Below are 22,134 nucleotides of genomic sequence, written 5' to 3' on the forward strand. Positions count from 1 at the left end.
TCAAAGTCCCACAAGTCTGGGGATCGTCGTCGATATCGCTGGCGCGAACGTGAGAAGCATCATGCACACAAAGATAGGGACAGCGAACTGCGCGACCCCGAGGATGACGTCCTTCATCTTCATCCCCGTGACGGACTTGAGAAGGAACAACAGCAGGCCCATCGGTGGTGTCAGGAGGCCAACCATGAGGTTGAAGACAACGATGACACCGAAGTGCAGGGGATCCACACCGTAGCTCAACGCAAGAGGCATCAGGATCGGAACCAGGATGAGGATCAACGAGGTCGTTTCCATCACCGTCCCGACGACGATGAGCAGGATGTTGACGATCAGCAGGAACTGCCACTGCTCGTGCACGATCGTCTGAAGGGCATCGCCGACGATCACCTGAACCCCCTCGACCGTGAGAATCCAGGCGAACAGAGACGCCGAGCCGATGATGATCATGACGCCCGCCGTTGCGTGTGCAGACGAGCGCAGCACCTCTTTGAGCTTCGCGATCGTGAACGCCCGGTACACCAGTCCGAGGATGAACACGTACATCACCGCGACCCCGGCAGCTTCTGTCGGGGTGAAGAAGCCGCCGAGGATTCCGCCGACAAGGATGACGGGTGTCGCAAGAGCCGGCAGCGACTTGAGCAGACGCAGCGCGACTTGTCGGGTGGGAATTCGCGCGAGCCGGAGGTGCTCCTGCTTGCGCATGAGCACCCATACCCACACGATCAGAGACGCCGTCAGCAGGAACGCGGGCCCGATGCCCGCCAGCAGCATGCCCCCGAGCGACACACCCGCCGTCAGGGCGAAGATCACAGCGGGGATGCTGGGAGGCATGATCGGGCCGATAAGCGCCGACGCTCCAGTCAGACCGACCGCGAACCGCTTGTCGTATCCGTTCTTGATCATCGTCGGTATCTCGATCTTGCCCGTACCGGCCACATCAGCCAGCGCCGAGCCGTTCATCCACGAGAAGCCCAGTGACACGAAGATGTTGACGTATCCGAGGCTTCCGCGCACACGCCCGAGCGCGGCCTTCGCCGCGTCGAACATGCGGTCGGTGATCCCGGATGCGTTGGACAGATTTCCCATCAGGATGAACATCGGCACGGCGAGAAGGACAAAACTGTCAACGCCGCTCGTCAACTGCTGAAGGAGGACCGAGAAGGACAGCTTCCCGCCGCTGAGCAGAATGTAGACGATCGAGGGCACCAGAAGTGAGAGGTAGACCGGCAGGCGCAGGACGAGCAGGCAGACGAGAAGCCCAAGAACCATGAGAAGGACGGTCATGGCAGCACCTCCGCCTCATAGACACCCTGCGCGTGCAAGTGGTCGAACCCGCCGCGTCCCGACGCGGCAAGATAGTCCTTCACGAGGACGAGGACCGAGTGGATCGCGATGAGCGAGAAGCCCACGACGACACTGCCGTAGACCCAGCCCATCGAGAGGGCGCCAGCCGCGCTGTGCTGCTTCGAGACGCGCTCCAAGAAGTCCGGCGCGCTGACGACGATGACGATCGCGACGGCGGCCTGCACGAGCTGGACCAGACCATCGAGGACCGCTTTACCGCGGGCACCGAGGAGCAGGTCGACGCCATGAACCGTGATGTGGTCGTTGATCGCGACGAGCCATGCGGCGCCCAGAAAGGTCACCCACACGAGGGAGTATCTGGCGAACTCCTCCGTCCAAAGGGGCGGGCTCGACAGGGCGTAGCGCGTCGCGACCTGCAGGATGACAAGTCCCACCACCATGATCAGAAAGAGATATGTGCCCCATCTTTCGACGTGGATCAGCCAGCGCTCGAATCGCCATCTCCCATCTGCGTGGGGAAGGCCCGCGTAGTCCGTCATCGTCGTGCTCCTTTACACTTCGAGACCGGTCGCCGGGGAACCTTGCGAATCCCCCGACGACCGTTCATTCATCGGCGATGAGAGCGTTCAGTCCGCCATCGCTCGGACACGCTCGTAGAGGTCTCCCCACGTGTCGCTGAACTTAGAGGGCAACTCGCTCTGCGCGTTCTGCCTGAAGGCCTCGAGATCGATGTCCTCGGGGTGGACGATTTCTGTCCACGCACCTGATTCCTCCCACTCGGCCAAACGATCGGTCTCGATCGTCTCGACGCATTCGCGCACACGATCCCCGGCAGCAACCATCTCGTCGTGAATCGCGGCACGCTGGTCGTCGTTGAGCTTCTCCATGAGCCCCGTCGAAGCGAGCATCACCGTCGACTGCAGGAGATGGCCGGTGAGGTTCAGATATCCCTGAACCTCGAAGAGCTTCAGCGAGTCGATCGTCGGGATCGGGTTCTCCTGACCGTCGACGACGCCCTGAGACAGCGCGATGTACAATTCGTCGAAGGCAACGGGGACCGGGCTCGATCCCAGCGCCGTCGCGTTCGCGAGGCTGATCGGGGTGTCGATCGCACGAATCTTCAACCCGGCGAGGTCGCTGGGCGAGTGGATCGGCTTGTCGCCGGTGGTGAGATGGCGCGATCCGTAGAGCCAAAGATCGAGCGGCACGATGCCGGACTCCTCGAGACCGGTACGGAACTCGTCGCCGATCTCGCTGTCCCACACGCGCTTCATGTGATCCCAGTCATCCACGACGTATGCCGCATCGAGCACGCTGATCGGCTCGTACCAGTTGGCAACTGCTCCGGGCCCGCCCAGAGCGATGTCGATGTCACCGGAGGCGATGGACTGCACCAGCTCTTGCTCGTTGCCCAGCTGACTGGCTGGATAGATCGAGACCTTCAACCCGAGGTCTGATCCGTTGATCGCCTCGGCGAAGGGCTGCGCTCCGCATTCGTGGAACGGATGCGTCGTCTCATAGAGGTGACCGAATCTGATGTCCACCGTCGCCTCGGCACCGTCCCCTGCGTCATTGGTGCCGCATCCTGTGAGCGCCAACGCGACCACAGCGACGGAGCCGACAGCGCCGCACATCTTTGTACGCGTGTTCATATGTCCTTCTACCTTCCTATCGTTCGTGACTGTCTTCGGGTCGTTCGTGCCTGTCTTCGAGCGAGGAGACCGCAGTCAGGCCAGGGCGGGGTCGAGCAGGCCGGCCAGTTGGACGGCCTCCTTGAGCCGCTCGCGTTGCGCGGGAGTCACCGGGTTGATCGGGCGTCGCGCGTATCCGCCCTTGCGCCCCTGCAGAGTGATGGCTTCCTTCATGAGGGCGTTCATGTTCGATCCCTCGACCGCGCGCCACAGCGGGAGAAGGCGCCGGTGAATGTCGCGGGCGGTGGCGTGGTCCTCGTTCTGCACGGCCTCCCACAGTTGGATGACGAGCTGCGGAGCGATTGAGGACGTTCCGGAGACCGAGCCATGCGCGCCGATCGTGAAAGCAGGGTAGAGCAGGTCATCTACTGCACTCAGAATCGTCGTCTGTTCGGGCAGCGCCCACAGCAGGTCCGCCACCTTGTGCAGGTCTCCCCCGCTCTGCTTGACCGAGACGACCTCAGGCACCTCGCGAGTGAGTTCGAGAAGCGCCGGCACCTCGACCATCGACCACGGCACGACGTTGTAAATGACGAGGGGCAGTCCTACGCAGTCGGCGAGCGTCCGGTAGTGGTAGACGGTTTCGTCGGTGCCGGGCTTGAAAAGGTAGTGAACGGGCGTGATCTGCAGGCCGTGAACACCGGTCTCGGCGATCGCTTCGGCGTACTCAACCGATGTCGACGTGGAGTTCTGGATGATTCCGGCGATCACCGGCACACGATCGGCGACTTGGTCGACAGCGATCCGCGCAATCTCGGCTGAGTCCTCCTTGTTGAGTGCATGGCCTTCACCCGACGTTCCCGTGACGCAGAGTCCGTTGACGCCCACCGAGAGATGGAAGTCGACTTCGTCCCGGAGCGCCTGCTCGTCGACCGAACCGTCCTCGTGGAAGGGGGTGACGATGGGCGGGATAACTCCTCGGTAACCAACGGGCATTGTGAAACTCCTTCGTTCTCGCCATAGCGACCACGGTTCGTTGTGGTCCGAATGCCCAGACTGCCAACGCTTTGCGCATTCGCATAGCGCAATCTTCGCATGCAGAGTATGCGTGATTCGAATGCCTCAACACGCGCCTCTGTTGGTAACGTCGGCCAGCAGAGGCCACGTCGACGCGCCTGAGGAGACCTGCAATGTCGCACATGTTCATCCCCGCAGACCCGGTCCCCGGCGCGCTCGTCAGCATGTGCGCAGCGCATGGCGACATGGTCGTCTATCACGACGAACCGTCCTTCGTTGCGGCGAGAGCCCCGCTTCCAAACCGCCGCGTCGGCCTTGTTTCCGGGGGCGGATCCGGGCACGAGCCGATGCACGCCGGATTCGTCGGACAAGGCTGTCTAGATGCTGCGGTGCCGGGGCGCGTCTTCGCCAGTCCGCATGCGGGACAGGTCTACGCCGCGAGCCGATACGTCGCAAAGAGCGACGGCGTGCTGCACATCGTCAAGAACTACACCGGTGATCTCATCAACTTCGGTGCAGCCATGGAGCGGCTTCGCGCCGAGGGAATATCTGTAGAACGGATCGTCGTGGACGACGACGTAGCAACGGACAGTGCACACACTCGCACCGGGCGACGCGGTACGGGTGCGACGGTCGTCGTCGAAAAGTTGCTCGGGGCGGCGGCCGACGAAGGATTGTCCCTCGCGGAACTGAAACGGCATGGCGACGCGATCATCGACAGCAGCCGTAGCGTGGCTGTCGCCTCCACCGCGCTCACGTCTACGAGCACGGGTGAGCCTGCCTTCGAGATCTCGCCCCACGAGGTGGAGTACGGCGTCGGCATTCACGGCGAACGAGCTCGGCAGACCGTCGCGCGACCTACTCTGGACGACCTTGTCGAACGGATGATGCACGATGTTCTTTCCGCATTCCCCCGTCGTCCAGAGCGGGTTATCGTGCTTGTCAACGGGCTGGGTGGAACGACCGCCCTCGAGTTGCACTCGGTCAACCAACTCCTGTGTGCGCGCCTGATGGACGAGAAAATCACGGTCGACAGCGTCGCGGTGGGGACTCTCGCGTCTGCGCTGGACATGCGTGGGTTCTCCATCACGTTCACAAGCAGCGACGACGAGCGCATGCGCTGGTGGCTGACAGAGACGGCCACTCCTGCTATGCCCCGCATGAGCCGCTGGATACCGCCCGCGCCGAGCCTGCGCCCAACCGAAAGAGGTAGCGGCCTCGATAACCCGTTGCTTCGCGTGACTCTGGCGCGGGTGACCGCAGCGCATGAACGGTTGACGGCGCTCGACCAGGCGACGGGTGACGGCGATTTCGGGGACAACTTGTTGGCCGGCGTCCGCTGGGCAGTCTCACACGCAGCCGACGACAGCGACACGAGCGGTCTTGACGCCTTGCGCGATGCCTTCATGGATCATGTCGGAGGCTCGAGTGGTCCCCTCCTCGGCCTGCTGTTCCTGCACCTCAGGGTGGAACTGGGACGTGCGGACTCGCCCGACGACTATGCTTCGGCGACCCGCCGCGCAGTCCTCCAAGCGAGCGACTCGATTCACAGACTCGGTGGTGCGGAGCGTGGAGACCGAACCTTGCTCGACGCGTTGGTGCCTGTCGAGGATTCCGATGGCGGACTGCTCACTGTCGTGGTAGCCACGGCTTCGGGGGCGACTGCCACCTCGGAAATGCAAGCCGCGCGCGGTCGCGCGAGTTACGTCGGAGATCGCGCACTCGGACACGTTGATCCCGGAGCCGCGGGAGTTGCGGTGCTCCTCGGCGCCGTCGCTGAGCACTTCGCCCCCGCTGAGACGGACGAAGTGCGTGCCGTCGTGGCGCGCGTACTGGACTAGAGGAGAGGCGTTCCCCAATGGACGAGAGCGATTCGGGGGCTCCCCAACGCGAGTGCCAGGCTGAGCCCCGCAGCTGTCCGGCACGCAGACGCGAGCCTGGCTAAACAACGGTCACCACAACTGCACTGCCCTGGAGGGAGTCGAACACGACTGAGCATAATGCTCAATCAGCCCTGAACCTGAAAAACCCCGGAATTACACGGCATTTCGAGGACTCAAGCAACATCGCGCGACGCCGGAAAGCAGGTTGCGGCAACCAGTTCGCGGGAAAAATGCGGGCAATAATCCCCGGTAAATCGGACCTATGGGACATCCGTGGAGGTGTCACTCCGGCGCTCAAAGGAGGCCCTCAGACACTTGCCGTCAAATGAGCACATTACTCTATAGGAACGCCCGAACGACGTTCACAGGAGCAATATGCTCCAATGGCCTTCAAATCGCGATGTCGCCACAGACCGATGGCCAGAGATCGAGTAACACCTTGCTCTCTGCCGCGGACAGGCTCGGGTGCCGCCCAGGCTATGACCCCCGGGGCGAGGTCGGCGGTCGTCACGAAGCGTCGGACAGTTCGGTGCGCTCCCAGTCTTCAGTCTCCGCAGAGTACGACTCTGCATCCTCGCTCGTCGACGTGTCGATCGAGGACTTCAGCGAGTGAAGACGCCATCGCCTGTCCTCGGCATCTGCGAGATGCGCGAGGTGCGCCCCGAGCGTGCGCCCGTCACGGGCGGCTTGCTCCTTGAGCCGGTCGCGGAGTTCGCCGCTGACTTTGATGGTCGTAGTCATACTCGGAGAATACCGACCAGCGAGAACGCATACGTCCCCGGGCTATCGACGAGGGCGAGAGTCCGCCACGCGAAGTGATTCGGACCGAATCGCCACCACCTGAGCGCCAACGTGTGGCCGGACGTCGCGCTCACGGCAGTAGCCTTCGCGCTCCACGGCACGCTCGCCGACCTGCTCGATCGCCACGGCGCCCGGGGCACGCGGCTCCTCGGCCCTGTCCTTCGGTACGGAATTCCCGGAGCGATCGCGTTCTCGCGGGTCTACCGCGGCCAGCACCACATCACGGACACCGCCGCGGGCGCCATGCTGGGACGGTGGAGCGCCGCTGCGGTGCGGCGGGAGCTGATCTCGCCGCAGGTGGGCGGGACTGCCCGCCCGACCGCCGCGCGGGTCCTGCAGATCGCTCTTCCGCCTATCGGGCGGGAACGCTGGATACCGCCCTCTCCTCCTCTAACGGGAGGGCAGGCCGCGCTGCTCGAGGGCGGCGCGAGCGTTCTCGCGGCCGTGGAGGCCCTGGACGTCGCGGACGCGCGCGACGACCTGCCTGGTCCAGTTGCCGGCGCGACCCTGCGAGGCGTTGTACGCCGCGAGCTCACCCTCGTACGCTTCGACGTCCTCGCGTGCGATGGGCCGGTACCGTTCCCGCGATCGGACGGCGTTCTGCGGCAGCCGCGGCTTGATGCCCGCCTGGTCAGCCGGGTCGGGCCATCCGATCGCCACGCCGAAGGCGACGGCCGCACCCTGCGGAAGCCCGATCTCGGCCGCGGCGACCTCGGGGTGGTTGCGCAGCGACCCGAGATAGACGGTGCCGAGCCCGAGCGCCTCGGCGGCCACCACAGCGCTCTGCGCCGCGATGCCCGCGTCGACGAACCCAACGAGAGTGCTCTCCAGGTACGAGGCGGCATGCGCAGGCTCATCGTGCCAGCGTGCGATGTCGGATGCCCGCGACCAATCCGCGACGAACAGCAGCACGACGGGCGCATCGGCGAGGAGCTCGCTGCCTCCTGCCTCTGTAACGAGGCGATGAAGCCTGTCGGGGTCGCGGACTTCCACCACGCTCCATGACTGGTTGTTCGACGAGCTGGCGGCGGACTGCGCCGCCGCGATGATCGCCGTGACGTGCTCGTCCGAGACTTCTTCGCGCGTGAACGCGCGCACCGAGCGGTGCCGAAGAAGCAGGCCGAGCGGCTCCGAGGAGACGATGGCAGGGTCCTCCAGCACGGGAGCGCTTGCCCCGTACCGCTGGCTGAGGAGGGCGTTGACGTCGGGGATGGTCACTCGTCCAGTGTAGAGACGACCGTGAGCCGGCCTGCGTGCTCGGGTCTGGTCCGCGCGAGGGGAAGACGCGCGAGCTGAGGCAGAAGTCACTCCCGAAGCGGTGCAAGCATAAGCAGCGGCGGCGCCGTCCCGGCGGAAAGTGCCGCTGCAAGCGGAAGAGGAGGCAGAGTCACTGATGGTTGACACTCGAATGCCTGGCAAAGAGGGGTGCGGGCGAACAACGCGCAAAAAAACTCCTGCGTGGTCTGACCTGGTCAGCGGCAAAAGATACTGTGGCCCCTGGAGGGACTCGAATCCGAATCAGCGCGTTTTCAATAGCGACATCTACCGGCAACTTCCGCGGAATTACGCGGGTTTTCGAGACTTCGACTGCATCGCGGAACATGCAAAAACACCTAGCTTCAGATGGGATGCGGGCAAATTGCGGGCAAGAAACCCGCGGGTTTCCGGGCCTAGATCAGGCACTCGGGAGACTCACTTTTGCCCGCATCCGTGGACGCCGCGAAGTCTGAGCACATTGATCAACACTTGGGTACTCATGCCGCCAATAGTGAGAATCGGCCGATTGCCCGCGCAGTCGCTCCGACGCCAGCGGGCATGCTGATGAAGCGTCGCGAACGCGATGATCAGCGGTCGACCGACGGACCTGATGACCCTGGGCCAGCGACGGGTCCCGTGGCCTGCTCGCGAAGTTGCTGTTCGCGAGCCTGGACGTAGACCTCGCGACCGGTCTCCTCGTCCACAAGGCCGGCGACCCGGGCACGATTCATCATTCGCGTCGCCGTGCTGATACTGACACCGAGCTCCTCGGAGACGAGCTTCAGCGGTCCGTCATTGATCACCGACCCAAGTCGATACAGTCTGACCGCCTCACGCAGGTTCTGCTCCTCGGAGCGCCCTTCCTCCCTGCGGAGGCGCCCGATGTACCCGCTATACGATTCAGGGTCTCCCCCGTCACGCTCGATGCGAACGACGCGACCCGCAGCCCATTGCACGATCGCCTGCACGCGGATGTCGCGCAGCAGCGTCGTGGTCACCTCATCCCCCAGCCCGTCGCGGTCGACGCGAACCGACTCAGCCGCCGCACGCCGCAATGTCGGGTCGTACACGATGCGCGCATGGACCGCGCCCGGAATCCCGGGGAGACCCGTGACGACCGCGCGCCACGAGCGTGGAACGTGGATGCCGTCCCCCGCGTCGATGATCTCCGCGTCGACCTGTTCGATGGCAAGTTCGGGCATGTTGCGAGTGTGCCAGTTCGCCCGACTCTGAGCAAGCGATGACATCGGACATTCATGGGTGTACAGTGCGTGAGCAAGTGATGTCATTAGCTGCCCACCGAAGGAGAATGTCATGAGTACGTCATCCACCTCACTCGCGCTGACTATGAAGGATGCTGCGAAACTCGTCGGCGTCGACTACCGCACGATCAAGCTCGGCATCGAGAGCGGGACTATCCCCACGATCCAGCTGGGCCCGCGGCGGATGATCCCCCGCGTGCCGTTGCTGCGCGTTTTCGGCATCAACGACTGACAGGCGCTGATGCGCGCGAGCCCCTCGATGCAAACCCCCTCTGCGTGAGCTGAAGGAGGATCCTCCGCATGCCGGTGATGGGACGTCAGGTGTTCTTACCCAGCCGGATGCATCTATATGCTGATGCCACGACGAGGTGGAGGCAGGGGTGACGGATCACGATCCGGTGCAGTATTCCGACGCTCGGCGCCAGCACCTGGACTTCATCCAGACAGCGGTCGGGCGGATGTCTTCGGCTTCGGCCGTAGCTAAGGGATGGGCGTTGACCATAGCCACAGCTGCTTACGGATACGCCGGCACGAACTCGTCGACCGTGGTGGCACTGCTAGGAATGTTCGCGGTGCTGTCGTTCGCTACCGTCGACGCTCGCTACTTCCGGGAAGAACGCAAGTATCGGCTGCTGTTCGATGCTGCTCGACTTGGCACCGTCGAGATCTACGAAATGAACGCGACAAGATACTGCGGGACGCTCGCCCGTTCCGAATGCGAGTCCATCCGATGGGGCAAAGTGGTGTGGTCGTGGTCCGTGCGCGACTATTACGGCATCATCTTGCTCGTTGGCGTTGCTCTGCTTGTGTGGTTGCACTGCCGATAGTTCGACACGCAGCCCGCAGCACCTCCCAAGCGTCGTCTTTCTGCGCCTCGCTGTAGTTGCTCTCCGGCGGCCAAATCCGCCCGATACGATCGCCCTCGTTGCGCGGCACCAGATGAATGTGCAAGTGCATCACGCTCTGACTGGCGGCCCTGCCGTTGGATTGAATGACGTTCAATCCGTCCGGGTTCAAACTGTCGCGGATCGCGGTCGCGATTCGTAGCGTGGTCAGGCTGAGCTGCGCGGCCTGGGCATCGGCGAGATGCCAGATGTCGGGCACATGAGCGCGAGGGATGACCATCGTGTGGCCCAACACAGCGGGCTCGGTGGGGAAGAAGGCCACCGTATGCTCATCCCGGTACACTTCGCGAGCGTCCGGAGCATCACGTTCGACGATCTCGCAGAACGGGCAGTCCTCGTCCCCGCCGGCCGCGTTCATGAGCGGGCGTAAGCCTGGTCGACCCAGCCCGAAAGGTTCGCCTTGATGTCGGCGTGCACATCTTTGCTGGTTGATCCGCTGGGTTTGATGACCTTCACGTAGTCGGAGATCTTCGTCCCGTCCTTCAATGAGACGTTCGCGAACGGATTGGCGCCCGCAGAGTCGGTGTTTCCGGAGGAATCGGCAAGCCCGTGAATGCGGACGCCGATGATCGGCTTCTTCGCGTTCCATGCCTTGCGGATCTCATAGTCCACCCACGGGCGATCGGCCGTCTCGGATCCGATCAGCACGATTACGGCCTTCTTGTATGCCATCTGATCGTCGATCCACTTCTCGATCGCGGCCTTGCCCTTCGCCTTCACCGCTTCCCACTCCTGAGAGTTGAGCAGCGGCTGCCCCTCCACTGCACCCATATTGATGATCTGCTGTACCCGCCACGCATCGTTGTCGTAGTGGAAGCTGTAGAACACTGACTTAGCCATTTCGCCCCTTCTATATGCCGCCTCTTGGCGCATGCTCAGGCTAGCGGCGGCCTGCGACACATCGAAGAATCCGCACGAACCGCCTGCCGGTCGCTCGCGGGAGAGCATTCCCCTGCGACGATTTGGCAGAGCGGTCAGACTTCGAAGCTCTTCGCTGGAGCCTCCGCACCATGACCCAGGAGACACATGACTCAGTACACCATTCGAGAAGTGCAACGAATCGGGCGCGAGCAAGCGTTTCGCCAATCCGCGACATCCCGTGACGTCCTCCGACACTCCGCGCAACAGCCTGGGAACTTCGACATCTTCCTGAGTCATAGTTTCGCGGACGCCGACCTTATCCTCGGGGTTCGGGAGTTGTTGCAGCGTTCCGGCAAGAGGGACTGCCCCTACTTTGGTTGACGGGTAGGGGTCGGGGTGTTCAGGCCGCTTCTGCGGTTCTGTAGATCATCTCAAACTCGACGGGTGTGAGCTTTCCGAGGCCTCGTTGACGGCGGCGGCGGTTGTACTTCGTCTCGATCCAGGTGACGATCGCGAGGCGGAGTTCCTGCCGCGTCTCCCAGCGGCGCGTGTTGAGGACGTTCTTCTGCAGGAGCGCGAAGAAGCTCTCCATGCTGGCGTTGTCGCCCGCGCCGTAGGAGCGCCCCATCGACCCGACCAGCCCGTTGTTCTCGAGCAGCCGTTGGGTCCTCTTCGCGCGAAACTGGCCACCTCTGTCCGAATGGCAGATCGTGCCGACCGGCTGCCGCAGAGCGATCGCGTTGCGCAGCGCCGACCGCGCCAGCGATCCCTTCATGCGCGAGTCGATCGAGTAGCCGACGATCTTGTTGCTGCAGACGTCCTTGATCGCGCAGATGTAGAGCTTGCCCTCACGAGTGGGGTGCTCGGAGATGTCCCAGAGCCAGACCTTGTTCGGGGCATCGGCGGCGAACTCATGCCGGACGACGCCGTGCTCGTCGACGACCGCGAGGAGGTCATCATGCGGGGCAGGCCCGGTGGAGCCGGGCTTGGAACGCTTCTTGTGATGGCTGGCGGTGATTCCAGCGATGCGGCAGAGCCGATGCACGCGGTTCTCGCCGACGGTGATGCCGTACTCGTCGGACAGTTCATCGGTGAGGAATCTGTAGCCGAGGGTCGCATCATCGCGGTGAGCCTCGTAAAGGACGTCGATGAGGTGAGCATCGTCCCAGTCCCGCTGGGAGATCGGGGCCTTCAGCCACTTGTAGTACCCCTGGGTCGATAAGCCCAGAACCCTGCACGCCACCACGACCGGCACCCTGATCGGAGCGCCGGCCGCGGCCATCTCACGGACGAGCGGGAAGACTATTTTCCCGGCAAGTTCGCCTGCGACAGATACGCCGCCGCACGGCGGAGCACCTCGTTCTCCTGCTCGAGCAGACGTATGCGCTTCTTCGCCTCGCGCAGCTCCGTCTGGTCGGCGCCGGTGAGACCGGGACGTCGTCCGTCCTCGATGTCTGCTTGCTTCATCCAGTTCGACAAGGACCCTTCGGAGACACCGAAGTCCTTCGCGATCTGCGACAGCGGCGTCTGGCCCTGTCGGGCCACCGCCACGACGTCGTCTCGGAACTCCTTGGGATACGGCTTTGCCACAGGGACATCCTTCCAGCGAGGACGAATCCTCACAGATCAGACGTCAACCAAACTCGGGGCAGTCCCAGACGGCGTACGTGGATTGGATCGACGACCCGCAACTGGACCGTAGCCGCGTGACGGCCGCATCGGCACGAACGCTGCGCGAGCGTATGAGGCAGTGCGCGTCTATGGTGTATGCGGCGACGAATGCCGCAGCCACTTCGAAGTGGATGCCGTGGGAGCTCGGATACTTCGACGGCCGAAAAGGCCAAGAAGCGATCGCCATTATGCCGCTCGTCGAGTACGAGGGACAGCGACTCGGTCAGGAGTATCTGGACATTTATCCACAGATCGAAAAACCCGACTGGTCTTCGTTGTCCGCTCCAATCGTCACCAAGCGGATGGGTCCTGTAACCCTGCAGAAGTCCCTGTCCGAGCTCGTCGCAGCGCGCGGCGGCAGTTCATGGCGCGTGCGCTAGTCCACATCTGGGCGCTGAAAGCGAGTCCACTGTCGTCGCGCAGCGCACCACGGCGAGGGGACTCATAGGCGGCCGCGCGACGAGCTACTTCCCAGCAGCCTTCGCCGCTCGCTCAACCCAAACGCCAAGGTTTGTATACCCATCGTCCTTGTTCCATAGGTACATGGGGTATCCAGCGGGCAGCGGGTTCGGACCAGCGTCGTCGACGTTGCCTCGAATGTCCTTGATCTTCTCGATCCGGATGCCGAGCAATCCGTTGCCGCGCGCAATGGACTGTTCGATCTCGTACTTCACGTATGGGCGAGACGCCGTTTCCTTCCCGATCAAGACCACGGTGACGGACGTATTCCTCAATCCCGCGGCGATGATTGCCCGGACCGCTGCATCGCCCTTGGTCTGCGCTTCCTCCCACAGAGATGCATCGAAGAATCCGGCGGCCTCACGATCGCGAGTAACCCAACTGTTGCGAACAACATTCGCCCGGAAAATGTCGCGTTGAAAGTGGAAGCTGAAGAAGACTCGACGTGCCATCCGTGTACTCCGTAGGTGATCAGTTACGCGGTGCGGTTTGCAGTCATGAGGCGAGCCAGCGCCTCCAGTATCTCTGGGACGGTCGTGCTCCTGCGATTCAGGATATTGAAGTCGCGCTTGCTGGCCGTCGCTGACATGAGGCTCTGCCAGTCCCCCTTCACTTGCGGCCAAAGCTCCTCGGCTACCCAGCCCGTGCTGCCAATCGGGAGCGGGATCGCACCACCCTCAAGCGCGAGCCGGAACTCCTCGTGGACGCCGTCGGAGGGCACAGTCGTGGAGCCATCCGATGCGACCTTGTTGCCGGCGATGAAGATCGCGAAGCCAGCGCTGGCAAGTAGGTCCGTCCGATACTTCGTGTATAGATCTCGTCGCGGAGAGCTGTAAGGAAAGGGCTTCAGGATCAGCCGTCGGTCAATGTTCGTTGCTCCCTCGGAGTACAACTGTTCCAGCGCACCGCTCAGGAGGTGCGGGCCGATGCCCTTCCCGAACCCGGAAATGATGTCGTATCCGTCGGCGATGAGCTGGCGGCCGAGCTCCCGAGCAGCGCCCTCAAGCCAACGCTGACCTCGTGGTTCGAAATCATCTGCGGCGCCAGAGATGAAGACGCGCGTGCGCCGCAACTGTCGATCGAGATCGAGCAACAGACTTGGGACCTCGTCGAAAGCGTCAACGAGAAGGGTTCGGATGCCGAAGGTTGCGAGGTCCTCGACCTTCAACATTTGGCGGTTCCTCGCGTAGCCGTAACGCTTGGTGCCTCGTCGCCCCAGTGGCTCTCTCCGCATTACGACGAAGTGCTCGCGCTTCGAGTCACCGAACGCCAACCGAAGCTCGTTCAGAATGAGGTCGAGGTGCGGATCCGTAAAGCTGAATCCGAGAAAGAGGAAGGTTCTCTCAGATAGGTCCGCGCGCAGGCGGTCCCGGAACCCAGGAAAATTCCGCGTGTAGGTCCGATAGTCATCGCGAGTGATAACTATCGTTTTGGGGTCTTCGAGATCTCCGTGAAGTTTGAAGACCGTCGTCGCGGCTTTCGAACCAGCCTCGATCAGCTTGGCGGAGCTGTTCTTGACGCGGACGGTTCGGCCAGCCGCGCGGAACGAGTCCTCAACGAGGGTGTCGTAGTTGGACGTCCAGACGAGATCGATCGGCAGCTTGGCCAAGGCATCGTGCGCCGCCGAGGTCCCCGACTTTGAGAACTCCTCCACGAGCTTGGCATGGAGTCGCAGCCGGCTCCGCGCGGGCTCCCGGTTCAGGTGGTACTGGGCGACAACGGTGAGGTCCTGCTCGACATCCAGATCGAGTTTGAGATCCGACGCGAACTCCTCTAAGAGACCCTTCCAGTCCACGAACCCCGCGCCACGGCTGAGTCCTGCACCAACGAACGAAGCCGCCTCGCCCCGACGCAAGGCCTGTCCATACTGCCGCAGAAAGTCGGCGCGGCTTATCGAGGCTGACATCGCTGACCTCAGGCGAGGATCGCTTTCACGATGTCCCAGCTCCAGCGCAGTTCGCGAATCGTCGTGTCTTTGCCACCGGGCCACCTTCGGTCAAGGAAATCGCTCCGACCCCGACATACCCGAGCCAGTCACGCCCCACCAGCATATTGGCGCGCCCTCATATGGCAGTTCTGGACCTCGCTCCGCTCTACAGGCTTCGAGCGCAAGCCTGCTCTACACCCCGCTCCGCTCTAGCTTGGACGAGCGGACTCGAACTCGCTAACCGGATTTCGACTGACAAGAGCGGACATCGACGAGTACGCGTTCCGAGAGGCAATCGTTCCCTTGAGCGCGACCCATCTTTCGCATAAGCGCTAGTCAGTACCAGTGCTCGAAGGCTGCTCTGGCACTTCGGTCCAGAGGAGCACCTGTGCCCGCGCGTACTCAGCGGCAAGCTCAACCAGGTCCGAACGCTCTTGTTCGCTCTCGACGATGACGATCATCTCGTTATCGACACGCGCGCGCTTCTTGTCCTCAGGTAGTGCAGAGACAGCCAGCTTGCCGAGTCGCTGTTGCACCCAGTCAAAGTACTCGTCTGGTTGATCGGGGCGAATGTCGCCCTCTGCATCGGGCAGATTGGCGAGCAAGTCGGGGTGTTCCACGAGAAACTCGCGCACCATCGCTAGGCGATTGAGCCAGCGCTGCAAAAACGGTTCGAGTTCGTTCATCGCGGAGTCGGCAGCACGTCGTAGGCGATGCAGTTGCTGTGGCGGTGAGAGCGCGAAGCCGACTAACGCATCAAGCTCGAGATCCATCACTTCTGCGATAAGCATGGCTTCCGTCAGGCGAACCGAGCGCGCGCCGGACTCGATGCGCGAAACCGCCGGCGCGTCCAGCTTCATGCCTCGGACTGTCAGGCGATCCGCTAGTTGGCGCTGACTGAGCTCTCGCTGACCCCGCCAGAAGGCCACGGCTCGACCAAAGGCCTCTTCTTGCGTCATGGACGTTACGGAGGTTGTCATAGAAAGCAACTCTATGCCGTTGCGGACACAAGCCCAAGCATTTATGCTTACCACTACAAGGCTTGTCGAAAAAGACAAAGATGGCGGGCCTGAAGTAGCGACAACTACTTCAGGCCCGTGGTGCGATGGTTCATCAGCGATCCAATCGTATCCCGCGTGCGTTAGTGCGTTGCGTCGAAGCCCCGCATCAACGATTGGATCTCAGATGGCACCCGAAAGTCATACCCCTTCGCTCGGTCACCTTCGCGACTTCGCGCGTGCGCGAGCTAACGGTCGCGCTACCCATGTCGAGAGCGACCGACGTCAGGTCGAAGCACCCGCAGACGATCGCGTCTTCGCTTTCGTTTACGAACGATTGATTACTCGAATCATCGAGTACGTTCGTGCCGGTAACCGGGGCGGGGCCCTCGACCAGGCGGTGTTCGACGCCAGTGACCGCATGAAGCCCAGCTATGCTGCGGCGGCGAAGGGTATGGCGCAGGTTCTCCAAGGCCTGAACCCGACCAGCGCGTCCCGCAGACAGAGGAACATCGTGGTTCTCGATACCGATGGCTATCCCCTCGTCAGCTTGCGGGTACATCTTGTTCTCGAGGCCGCCTCTGGCAACTTTGGCGCAGTGGTTCACTTCTCGGGCAATCCGATCACTCAGCCGGAAATGGATCTGATGGAGACCGCGGTCGCGAAAGCGGTCCAGCAGATCGATCCGAACCTGCAGCCGATGATCGTCTTGGCGCGAACCGGGGTTGCCCGTCCGATCGACCCGGCGGTAGCTCTGACCCGTGAACGCATTTCCTTCCTCCGAACAGAATCGCTGGCCTATCGGGAGGCCTGGGCCGTCGCGGCTTAGTAGACGACTAGAGCGGGCCGGTCTAGAGCTCGCCCGCTCGTTGTGTCCTCCGCCAGACCACGCGACGAGATGTCGCGATTGCGCCCACGCCCCCATCCACCCCGCCCCGGATACCGACCCGAAGCCTGCCCGCTGAGAGCCCCGCGAATCGAACGCCGCTACATCCCCATCCCACGCCCCGCACTCGACGCCCCAACAACCGGACCGGTCGCCGTCGCCGCCAAGTCCCGCGCTCGCGCCGCTCGCCGCAACTCCGCCTGAGCCGCGAGCACAGCATCCTGCACCGTCAGCTCCGGCGTGCCGCGCTGCATCGACTCGGCGAGACACTGGCGGGTGGCCGCATCCGTCCGCGCGACCACGATTGCGACGTTGTGCACTCGCCCGCGTGTGAGGCCGACGTACAGGCCCGCCGCGTCGACATCCGGCCCGACCACGGAAGCATCGGCCGTGTCGCCCTGAACGCCATGCACCGTCGACGCGTAGGAGAGCTGCAGGTGCTCCCGCGCATACTCGGCAGAAACTCGCCGCAACTCTCCGCTGTCGCCAACCGACACAAGATCGACGAACTCCTCACGGATGCCGCGTACGATCCACTGCGCACGATTCTCGACGCCCGTGAGCCGGTCGTTACGGCGGGTCTGGACAGTGTCACCGACGAGTATGCGCTGCTCCCCCATCCCCCACGCGACCACACCGGGATCCAGGTCGCCGTGATCGACTCGCCGCTGCTGGATCGCGACGTTGATGGCATCCGCCTCAGCGTTGGTACCGGACACCAACGTCACCCGCATGCCATGCGCTTGCCACTCGAAGTACGCGTCGATCATCCGCTCACGGGCTGCATCGTGATGAGCAACCCGTACGACGTGACCGCGTTCCGCCAACTCACCGGCAACCGTCAATGCATGCTCGCGATCGCTCGTGTTACGCAGCCGCAGCGTGAGCGCCGCGTACTCGGGATCACGGAACCGATGCACCGTGTCGAGCTCGACCGCTGAATTCGCGTGTCGGACCGCTGAACCCATCGCACCGGAATGCCCGACCGGCAGCGCTTGGTGCGGGTCACCCACGAACGCGAGCCCTAACCCCTGTTCGATCGCAAGGTCGGCGAGGACGTTCGCTGTCTGCAGATCGACCATGCCCGCTTCGTCCACCACGATCCGATCGCGAGAACGCAACACGAATTGCGTCGGCCCGCTGTACGCGACACCCGTGCTGGGATCGATCTCGCCCACGCGCAGTCGTGTCCACACCTTTGCACCGGTCGGATCGGCACCCCACCGGTAGCCGTGGTCTGCGAGCAGTGCATGAATACTGGATGCGGAAGCCCCAACCTCGCGAGACGCCACCGACGCCGCCTTCCGGGTCGGAGCGACGACGAGCATCTGCCGCCGTTGCGCACCGAGGGCTGCGAAAGCAACACGCAGCATCGTCGTCTTGCCTGTGCCAGCGGGGCCGGTGACCGCGACGAGCCCATCAGTCCCGGCGATAGCGCACGCCGCAACACCCTGCGAGGCGTCCAGCGTCGAGATGCCCTCGTTGGGCGCGAACCGATACAGCACATTCGGCAGGAGTGAGCGCCCCGGCTGGGCGAGCACATCAAGGCGTCCGGCGAGGCGCACCTTCGCGCGCACTGTCTCGGTCGCCATGAAGGCCTTCACATGCGCCGGCGGAACCTCCGCAACGAGCCGATAGACGGCCTTCGCGGCGCGCGTCGTGATCTCGAGGATCACGCCATCGAGCTCGCTGCGCTCCGCAACGATGCCCGTCCGCGAGAGCGCGCGTATTGCGCCGGCGCGGATGTCGAAGGTACTGAATCGCCCGCCGCATGATGTGGACCGTTGGTCCGCATCCACGATCGCCGCAGCAGCGAGCAGATCCAGATCGAGGGCGTGCAGGTCTGTCGCAGCGACGGCAATCGGTGCACGCGCGGTGATCAGACTCGGATCGATCGCCGTGATCTCGTCGCGGACGCGCGACTCCCACGACATCTCCTCCAGGTCTACCGGCTTGTTCGGTCGCGCGATCGCCCACGCACGCCGGTCGATCTGATGCAGCACCTGCGCGCTGGGCGCCGAGCCCCCGTGCGCCGCCGACCACTCCGCGATCAAGCGCGTTCGGTTCCGCTCGATCTGGCCCGACCTGCGCGAGAGCGGACGCACGGCGCCGGCGAGTCCGGCGATCCCGCCCGAGTCGTCGAGTCTGTACCCGTGGCGTGCAAGCGCGGCGATCCATTCGGGATCTGTGCGCGCGGCGAGCTCGCCCTCGGCGTTGATGACCGTATGCAGCTTCATCGCGACGCGCGAGTCAAGGTTCGACCACTTACCGTCCGCGCCGAGCACCTTGATGTTCAGCCACAGGTGACGGTGGATGTGCGGGTCGAGCGCGCGAGAGCGACGATGCTGCAGCTCGACGACCTCGATGCGCGTGACCTCCTCGCGGAGGAGACCGCCGTGGCCGCGCCGAGCGTTGAGCTCGGTCTGCCACGTGAGCAGGATGCGCTCACGCAGCCGGTCTTGTAGCGCTTCGAACTCTGCAGCGAGTTCCGGATGCAGCAGCGCCGCGATGCTGTACGACTTCGGGTGATTGAGCGTCCCGTCGAGAACCAAGTCCGCGTCAGGGCTCAGCCGCTGGTGGCCTCGCTCCTCCCCCGTGACCGGGTCGTGCCCGGTCAGCCAGACACGAAGTCCGCCGGCTGTGAGTTCGTCGGAGGTGATGACGCCGTTGTCGACGACGAACCGAGAGACGGTTGAATCGGATGCTGCGCCATACGCCTCGAGCGCTTCGGCGCCCGTCGGGTGGGGTATGTGGGCGTCGCACGTGCCCTCGAGAGCATACGAGATCGCGTGCCGAACCCCGCGGGATTCGACACCCCTCTTCCATCGCTCCAGACCTCCGCGCATGGCGCCAGAGTAGGCTAGGTTTTCGCGGTTATCCAGGGATTTTTCTAGGATGCAGGTAGCTGTAGCGAAGTGGTTTCAAAGGGCGTCGTCCACCATCGGTGCCTGCGTGCATTACGGTCATAGCGTTGCAATACGGTCACTGAGCTCAATGGGTGCATTGCGGCCAATCACGGAGCAAGCGCGTTACGCGGAGTCCGCTGATCATCACACGGGATTGGTAGCTTCTCAGGCCGCGAAGACTCGAAGCTCGTCTTCTGCTGCAGCGAGCGACTCACGAACCGTGAGAAGCCACTGAGACTGAGCCAGCGCAAATCCGCCGCTGGAACGTATTTGCGCGGCGATCAACTCCATGCCCACCGCAGTGTGAGAGAGCGATGCGAACTTCGCGCGAAGTGACAGTCCTGCGAAGGCCGCAATATCCTTGCCACGCGACCCCCGTCCGTCTGGCGGCGGGTGAGCGCTAGCTAGAACTACGTCGGCAACCGCTACCGCGCAGTCGCTGGCACTCAGCAAACTGGCGGCGTAGCGTCGAACATCAAGGGTCAGGGTGACCTTGTTTGCCTTCGCGGTCGGGTCAATCGCATCGAACCGCAGCCCCCAGTCATTCACCCGACTGGCATGCCTGATGCCCGCAAGGGGCCCCGCTGAGTCGATGACGGTCTGAGCTGCCGCCTCCGCCCCGCCGACTGCGCTGAGCTTCGTCGACGAAGCTAGATGCTCGAGCAGATGCGCGAGCACTCCCAACGATACGAGCATCGCTTCGAGATCTCGCTGTTCGTAAGTATGTACGATACCCTCAAGCTCGGCATCGGGCTCATCATCGAAGTCGGCGTCGACAATCGCTCGTACTCCCACCTGCCCCCACGCCTTGAGCGCTCGCACCGCGGTCAGGGCTTTCGGTTTCCCGTCGGCGGCAAACATGGTCACCCGATCGAGATGCGCTCGGAGCGTAAGTAGGTCGTCCGGACCTTCTACAATTAATACGGGCGACTTATCTACTTGACGATGCTGACGGATACGATCCTCGAGGCGATCCAGGTCACGCAGTGAGTTACTCATCGAAGTCTTCGCTGAGGTCGTCGATGTCCTCCGAAGCAGTCGCAGGGATCTGGGATGTGAGTTCGAGCTCTTCTGTGAGATCCCATCGGCCGTTTACGATCCCCGACGAGTGCGTGGCCAGGAGCACCTGGAGATTGCTGAGAGCAGCCACGCGGGTGATGTCTGCGAGGAATGCGTGCTTCCAGGCCGCGTGAAGCGAGATTTCGGGCTCGTCGATAAGGACGAGGGACCCGGGACGGGCAGCGAACAGCAGAAGGGTGAACAGGGCTACCAGGTGCTGCTCGCCGGATGAGAGCCGCGCCACGGGAAGCCGATGACCTGCCACATTGTGGAACTCGAGACCGCCGCGCGCGGAGATCGAGGTCTTCTTTCCCGATGGCGCTAGTTTCGTGTCAAGAATGTCGCGAAGCGCTTCCAGCTTCTCGTTGACTGGAAGCAGGGGCTCAAGTCTGCGATCCCAGTCATCTAGAAAAACGCTCAGTATTCGGCGATCGGTCGGCGTTGTCTTGTCCGGAAACGCCATCGGTCTTTCGCCAACTGCTAGTCCGTTCCGAGCGAGAGCCTCATATCGCTCGACTGTATTGTCGTAGCGCTTGTGAAGGTCGGACTCTCGCACCGTCGACCGGGCACCTTGCAGGGCGCGCCGCGCGAAACTAAGGTCTGCACTCTGCGTGGCCTGCACTGAAGCACGCCGGGCTTCGGTTATCTCTTCACTGAGCATGTGTGTATAACCACGAATTCTTGATGCCGCCGCGGTATTTGACCGAATACGACGGCCGCCCCACTCGCCGAGCATGCGCGGGTCCTCTGCGCGAGCGTCCAGGCGCCAGGTATCGATGAAGACCGGGCGATTGCCTCCACAGAGTTCGGCGATTGCTGGGACCTTCCTAGCGCGGGTCGCGAGTGCATCGACATCGAAGTCGTACCGGCGGCGCAAATCGTTCTCTGATAGGTAAGCTCCGGTCCGCTCGTTGAACCAACGCCCCGCCGCCGTCTTCACGATTCCTGCAGGCAGCGCGCGTTCAATGTCGAGCTCTTCAAGCGTGAACACAACGCTCTCCGTCTCCTCACCGGGTTGGCTTGCAGCAGATATGCGGACGGTGGGCCCGTCAGGTCCGACCTCTCGGTCGACGACGAGCGCCTTACCGCCGCTGAACTCCAGCGTCAGTTTTCTGTACGTCGTCTCAATGAGGGTCTGACCGTCAAGGGCGAGAAGTGCAGCCGTCAGGCGGAGCACGTGGGTCTTTCCGGCACCGTTGGGCGCGACAATGATTGTTGGCTCGGTTGAACGAAGGTTCACCACATGGTGTGCATAGCCAAATAGCCCGACGATTTCGATTCTGGTGACGGTTCTCATGGGGTTCCT

General features: G+C 63.1%; 21 protein-coding genes and 1 pseudogene. 5 read left to right on the forward strand and 17 right to left on the reverse strand.

Annotated elements, in window-relative coordinates:
• The 4 genes from ACWIBS_RS01905 to ACWIBS_RS01920 form a co-directional block, all read right to left on the reverse strand.
• Nucleotides 1-1,284: a TRAP transporter large permease gene (locus ACWIBS_RS01905; RefSeq protein WP_376128012.1), complete on the reverse strand. Its 1,284-nt coding sequence runs from the start codon at nucleotides 1,282-1,284 to the stop codon at nucleotides 1-3.
• Nucleotides 1,281-1,844: a TRAP transporter small permease gene (locus ACWIBS_RS01910; protein ID WP_376128014.1), complete on the reverse strand. Its 564-nt coding sequence runs from the start codon at nucleotides 1,842-1,844 to the stop codon at nucleotides 1,281-1,283. The genes ACWIBS_RS01905 and ACWIBS_RS01910 overlap by 4 nt, the downstream gene beginning before the upstream one ends.
• Nucleotides 1,845-1,931: 87 nt before the next feature.
• Nucleotides 1,932-2,957, reverse strand: a complete 1,026-nt coding sequence (locus ACWIBS_RS01915) for a DctP family TRAP transporter solute-binding subunit (RefSeq protein ID WP_376128016.1) — start codon at nucleotides 2,955-2,957, stop codon at nucleotides 1,932-1,934.
• Between the two features lie 75 nt (nucleotides 2,958-3,032).
• Nucleotides 3,033-3,932: a dihydrodipicolinate synthase family protein gene (locus tag ACWIBS_RS01920; protein ID WP_376128018.1), complete on the reverse strand. Its 900-nt coding sequence runs from the start codon at nucleotides 3,930-3,932 to the stop codon at nucleotides 3,033-3,035.
• A 194-nt stretch (nucleotides 3,933-4,126) separates the two neighbouring features.
• On the opposite strand from ACWIBS_RS01920, the gene ACWIBS_RS01925 reads away from it, so the two are divergent.
• Complete coding sequence (locus ACWIBS_RS01925) at nucleotides 4,127-5,794, forward strand: dihydroxyacetone kinase subunit DhaK (protein WP_376128020.1); 1,668 nt, start codon at nucleotides 4,127-4,129, stop codon at nucleotides 5,792-5,794.
• Between the two features lie 549 nt (nucleotides 5,795-6,343).
• Here ACWIBS_RS01925 and ACWIBS_RS01930 read toward each other — a convergent pair.
• From ACWIBS_RS01930 to ACWIBS_RS01940, 3 genes are all read right to left on the reverse strand, one after another.
• Nucleotides 6,344-6,577 carry a hypothetical protein gene (locus ACWIBS_RS01930; protein WP_376128022.1) on the reverse strand — a complete coding sequence of 78 codons (234 nt, stop codon included), beginning with the start codon at nucleotides 6,575-6,577 and terminating at the stop codon, nucleotides 6,344-6,346.
• 450 nt (nucleotides 6,578-7,027) lie between these two features.
• Nucleotides 7,028-7,855 (reverse strand): nitroreductase family protein, encoded by an 828-nt coding sequence (locus tag ACWIBS_RS01935; RefSeq protein WP_376128024.1) that lies wholly within the window; start codon nucleotides 7,853-7,855, stop codon nucleotides 7,028-7,030.
• Nucleotides 7,856-8,481: 626 nt separating this feature from the next.
• Nucleotides 8,482-9,210, reverse strand: coding sequence for a hypothetical protein (locus ACWIBS_RS01940; RefSeq protein ID WP_376128026.1), 729 nt, complete (start codon nucleotides 9,208-9,210; stop codon nucleotides 8,482-8,484).
• Here ACWIBS_RS01940 and ACWIBS_RS01945 point away from each other — a divergent pair.
• Both ACWIBS_RS01945 and ACWIBS_RS01950 read left to right on the forward strand, forming a co-directional pair.
• Nucleotides 9,209-9,388, forward strand: coding sequence for a helix-turn-helix domain-containing protein (locus tag ACWIBS_RS01945; protein ID WP_376128028.1), 180 nt, complete (start codon nucleotides 9,209-9,211; stop codon nucleotides 9,386-9,388). The two genes, ACWIBS_RS01940 and ACWIBS_RS01945, sit on opposite strands and share 2 nt — an antisense overlap.
• Nucleotides 9,389-9,536: 148 nt before the next feature.
• On the forward strand, nucleotides 9,537-9,983 hold the full coding sequence (locus ACWIBS_RS01950) for a hypothetical protein (protein ID WP_376128029.1): 447 nt from the start codon (nucleotides 9,537-9,539) through the stop codon (nucleotides 9,981-9,983).
• Here ACWIBS_RS01950 and ACWIBS_RS01955 read toward each other — a convergent pair.
• The 3 genes from ACWIBS_RS01955 to ACWIBS_RS01965 all read right to left on the reverse strand — a co-directional run bounded on the left by ACWIBS_RS01955 (nucleotide 9,934) and on the right by ACWIBS_RS01965 (nucleotide 12,512).
• Nucleotides 9,934-10,419 (reverse strand): HIT family protein, encoded by a 486-nt coding sequence (locus ACWIBS_RS01955; RefSeq protein WP_376128031.1) that lies wholly within the window; start codon nucleotides 10,417-10,419, stop codon nucleotides 9,934-9,936. The genes ACWIBS_RS01950 and ACWIBS_RS01955 overlap by 50 nt on opposite strands.
• Nucleotides 10,416-10,901 carry a TIR domain-containing protein gene (locus tag ACWIBS_RS01960; RefSeq protein WP_376128033.1) on the reverse strand — a complete coding sequence of 162 codons (486 nt, stop codon included), beginning with the start codon at nucleotides 10,899-10,901 and terminating at the stop codon, nucleotides 10,416-10,418. The genes ACWIBS_RS01955 and ACWIBS_RS01960 overlap by 4 nt, the downstream gene beginning before the upstream one ends.
• Before the next feature lie 421 nt (nucleotides 10,902-11,322).
• A protein-coding gene (locus ACWIBS_RS01965) for an IS3 family transposase (RefSeq protein ID WP_376128035.1) occupies nucleotides 11,323-12,512 on the reverse strand; the annotation gives its coding sequence in 2 pieces (ribosomal slippage) (nucleotides 11,323-12,231 and nucleotides 12,234-12,512; 1,188 coding nt in all).
• A gap of 77 nt (nucleotides 12,513-12,589) precedes the next feature.
• Between ACWIBS_RS01965 and ACWIBS_RS01970 the strand changes: the two genes are divergently transcribed.
• On the forward strand, nucleotides 12,590-12,973 hold the full coding sequence (locus ACWIBS_RS01970) for a hypothetical protein (protein WP_376128037.1): 384 nt from the start codon (nucleotides 12,590-12,592) through the stop codon (nucleotides 12,971-12,973).
• 84 nt (nucleotides 12,974-13,057) lie between these two features.
• On the opposite strand, the gene ACWIBS_RS01975 is transcribed toward ACWIBS_RS01970, so the two are convergent.
• From ACWIBS_RS01975 to ACWIBS_RS01985, 3 genes are all read right to left on the reverse strand, one after another.
• Nucleotides 13,058-13,504 carry a TIR domain-containing protein gene (locus ACWIBS_RS01975; protein WP_376128039.1) on the reverse strand — a complete coding sequence of 149 codons (447 nt, stop codon included), beginning with the start codon at nucleotides 13,502-13,504 and terminating at the stop codon, nucleotides 13,058-13,060.
• 23 nt (nucleotides 13,505-13,527) lie between these two features.
• Complete coding sequence (locus ACWIBS_RS01980) at nucleotides 13,528-14,847, reverse strand: SIR2 family protein (protein WP_376128040.1); 1,320 nt, start codon at nucleotides 14,845-14,847, stop codon at nucleotides 13,528-13,530.
• Between the two features lie 464 nt (nucleotides 14,848-15,311).
• Nucleotides 15,312-15,959, reverse strand: coding sequence for a helix-turn-helix domain-containing protein (locus ACWIBS_RS01985; RefSeq protein WP_376128042.1), 648 nt, complete (start codon nucleotides 15,957-15,959; stop codon nucleotides 15,312-15,314).
• A gap of 205 nt (nucleotides 15,960-16,164) precedes the next feature.
• Here ACWIBS_RS01985 and ACWIBS_RS01990 point away from each other — a divergent pair, with 205 nt between their 5' ends.
• Entirely contained in the window at nucleotides 16,165-16,806 is a 642-nt protein-coding gene (locus ACWIBS_RS01990; RefSeq protein WP_376128044.1) for a hypothetical protein, read from the forward strand.
• A 158-nt stretch (nucleotides 16,807-16,964) separates the two neighbouring features.
• Here ACWIBS_RS01990 and ACWIBS_RS01995 read toward each other — a convergent pair whose 3' ends face one another.
• The 4 genes and pseudogenes from ACWIBS_RS01995 to ACWIBS_RS02010 all read right to left on the reverse strand — a co-directional run bounded on the left by ACWIBS_RS01995 (nucleotide 16,965) and on the right by ACWIBS_RS02010 (nucleotide 22,125).
• Nucleotides 16,965-18,662 (reverse strand): ATP-dependent DNA helicase, encoded by a 1,698-nt coding sequence (locus ACWIBS_RS01995; protein WP_454136523.1) that lies wholly within the window; start codon nucleotides 18,660-18,662, stop codon nucleotides 16,965-16,967.
• A 177-nt stretch (nucleotides 18,663-18,839) separates the two neighbouring features.
• Nucleotides 18,840-19,709 (reverse strand): annotated as a pseudogene (locus ACWIBS_RS02000) (relaxase domain-containing protein); the annotation flags it as partial.
• Nucleotides 19,710-19,934: 225 nt separating this feature from the next.
• A complete protein-coding gene (locus ACWIBS_RS02005; RefSeq protein ID WP_376128048.1) occupies nucleotides 19,935-20,768 on the reverse strand; it encodes a hypothetical protein in 834 nt (277 codons plus the stop codon).
• Nucleotides 20,761-22,125, reverse strand: coding sequence for an AAA family ATPase (locus ACWIBS_RS02010; protein ID WP_376128050.1), 1,365 nt, complete (start codon nucleotides 22,123-22,125; stop codon nucleotides 20,761-20,763). The genes ACWIBS_RS02005 and ACWIBS_RS02010 overlap by 8 nt, the downstream gene beginning before the upstream one ends.
• Between the last annotated feature and the right edge of the window lie 9 nt (nucleotides 22,126-22,134).

This window comes from Microbacterium sp. NPDC055442 (assembly GCF_053644215.1).

Coding starts and splice junctions, on each gene's coding strand:
- ACWIBS_RS01905 (WP_376128012.1), bottom strand. CDS start 1,284: ATGACCGTCCTTCTCATGGTTCTTGGGCTTCTCGTCTGCCTGCTCGTC.
- ACWIBS_RS01975 (WP_376128039.1), bottom strand. CDS start 13,504: ATGGCACGTCGAGTCTTCTTCAGCTTCCACTTTCAACGCGACATTTTC.
- ACWIBS_RS01960 (WP_376128033.1), bottom strand. CDS start 10,901: ATGGCTAAGTCAGTGTTCTACAGCTTCCACTACGACAACGATGCGTGG.
- ACWIBS_RS01925 (WP_376128020.1), top strand. CDS start 4,127: ATGTCGCACATGTTCATCCCCGCAGACCCGGTCCCCGGCGCGCTCGTC.
- ACWIBS_RS01930 (WP_376128022.1), bottom strand. CDS start 6,577: ATGACTACGACCATCAAAGTCAGCGGCGAACTCCGCGACCGGCTCAAG.
- ACWIBS_RS01940 (WP_376128026.1), bottom strand. CDS start 9,210: ATGACATTCTCCTTCGGTGGGCAGCTAATGACATCACTTGCTCACGCA.
- ACWIBS_RS01915 (WP_376128016.1), bottom strand. CDS start 2,957: ATGAACACGCGTACAAAGATGTGCGGCGCTGTCGGCTCCGTCGCTGTG.
- ACWIBS_RS01990 (WP_376128044.1), top strand. CDS start 16,165: ATGGCACCCGAAAGTCATACCCCTTCGCTCGGTCACCTTCGCGACTTC.
- ACWIBS_RS02005 (WP_376128048.1), bottom strand. CDS start 20,768: ATGAGTAACTCACTGCGTGACCTGGATCGCCTCGAGGATCGTATCCGT.
- ACWIBS_RS01920 (WP_376128018.1), bottom strand. CDS start 3,932: ATGCCCGTTGGTTACCGAGGAGTTATCCCGCCCATCGTCACCCCCTTC.
- ACWIBS_RS01955 (WP_376128031.1), bottom strand. CDS start 10,419: ATGAACGCGGCCGGCGGGGACGAGGACTGCCCGTTCTGCGAGATCGTC.
- ACWIBS_RS01910 (WP_376128014.1), bottom strand. CDS start 1,844: ATGACGGACTACGCGGGCCTTCCCCACGCAGATGGGAGATGGCGATTC.
- ACWIBS_RS01985 (WP_376128042.1), bottom strand. CDS start 15,959: ATGACAACCTCCGTAACGTCCATGACGCAAGAAGAGGCCTTTGGTCGA.
- ACWIBS_RS01945 (WP_376128028.1), top strand. CDS start 9,209: ATGAGTACGTCATCCACCTCACTCGCGCTGACTATGAAGGATGCTGCG.
- ACWIBS_RS02010 (WP_376128050.1), bottom strand. CDS start 22,125: ATGAGAACCGTCACCAGAATCGAAATCGTCGGGCTATTTGGCTATGCA.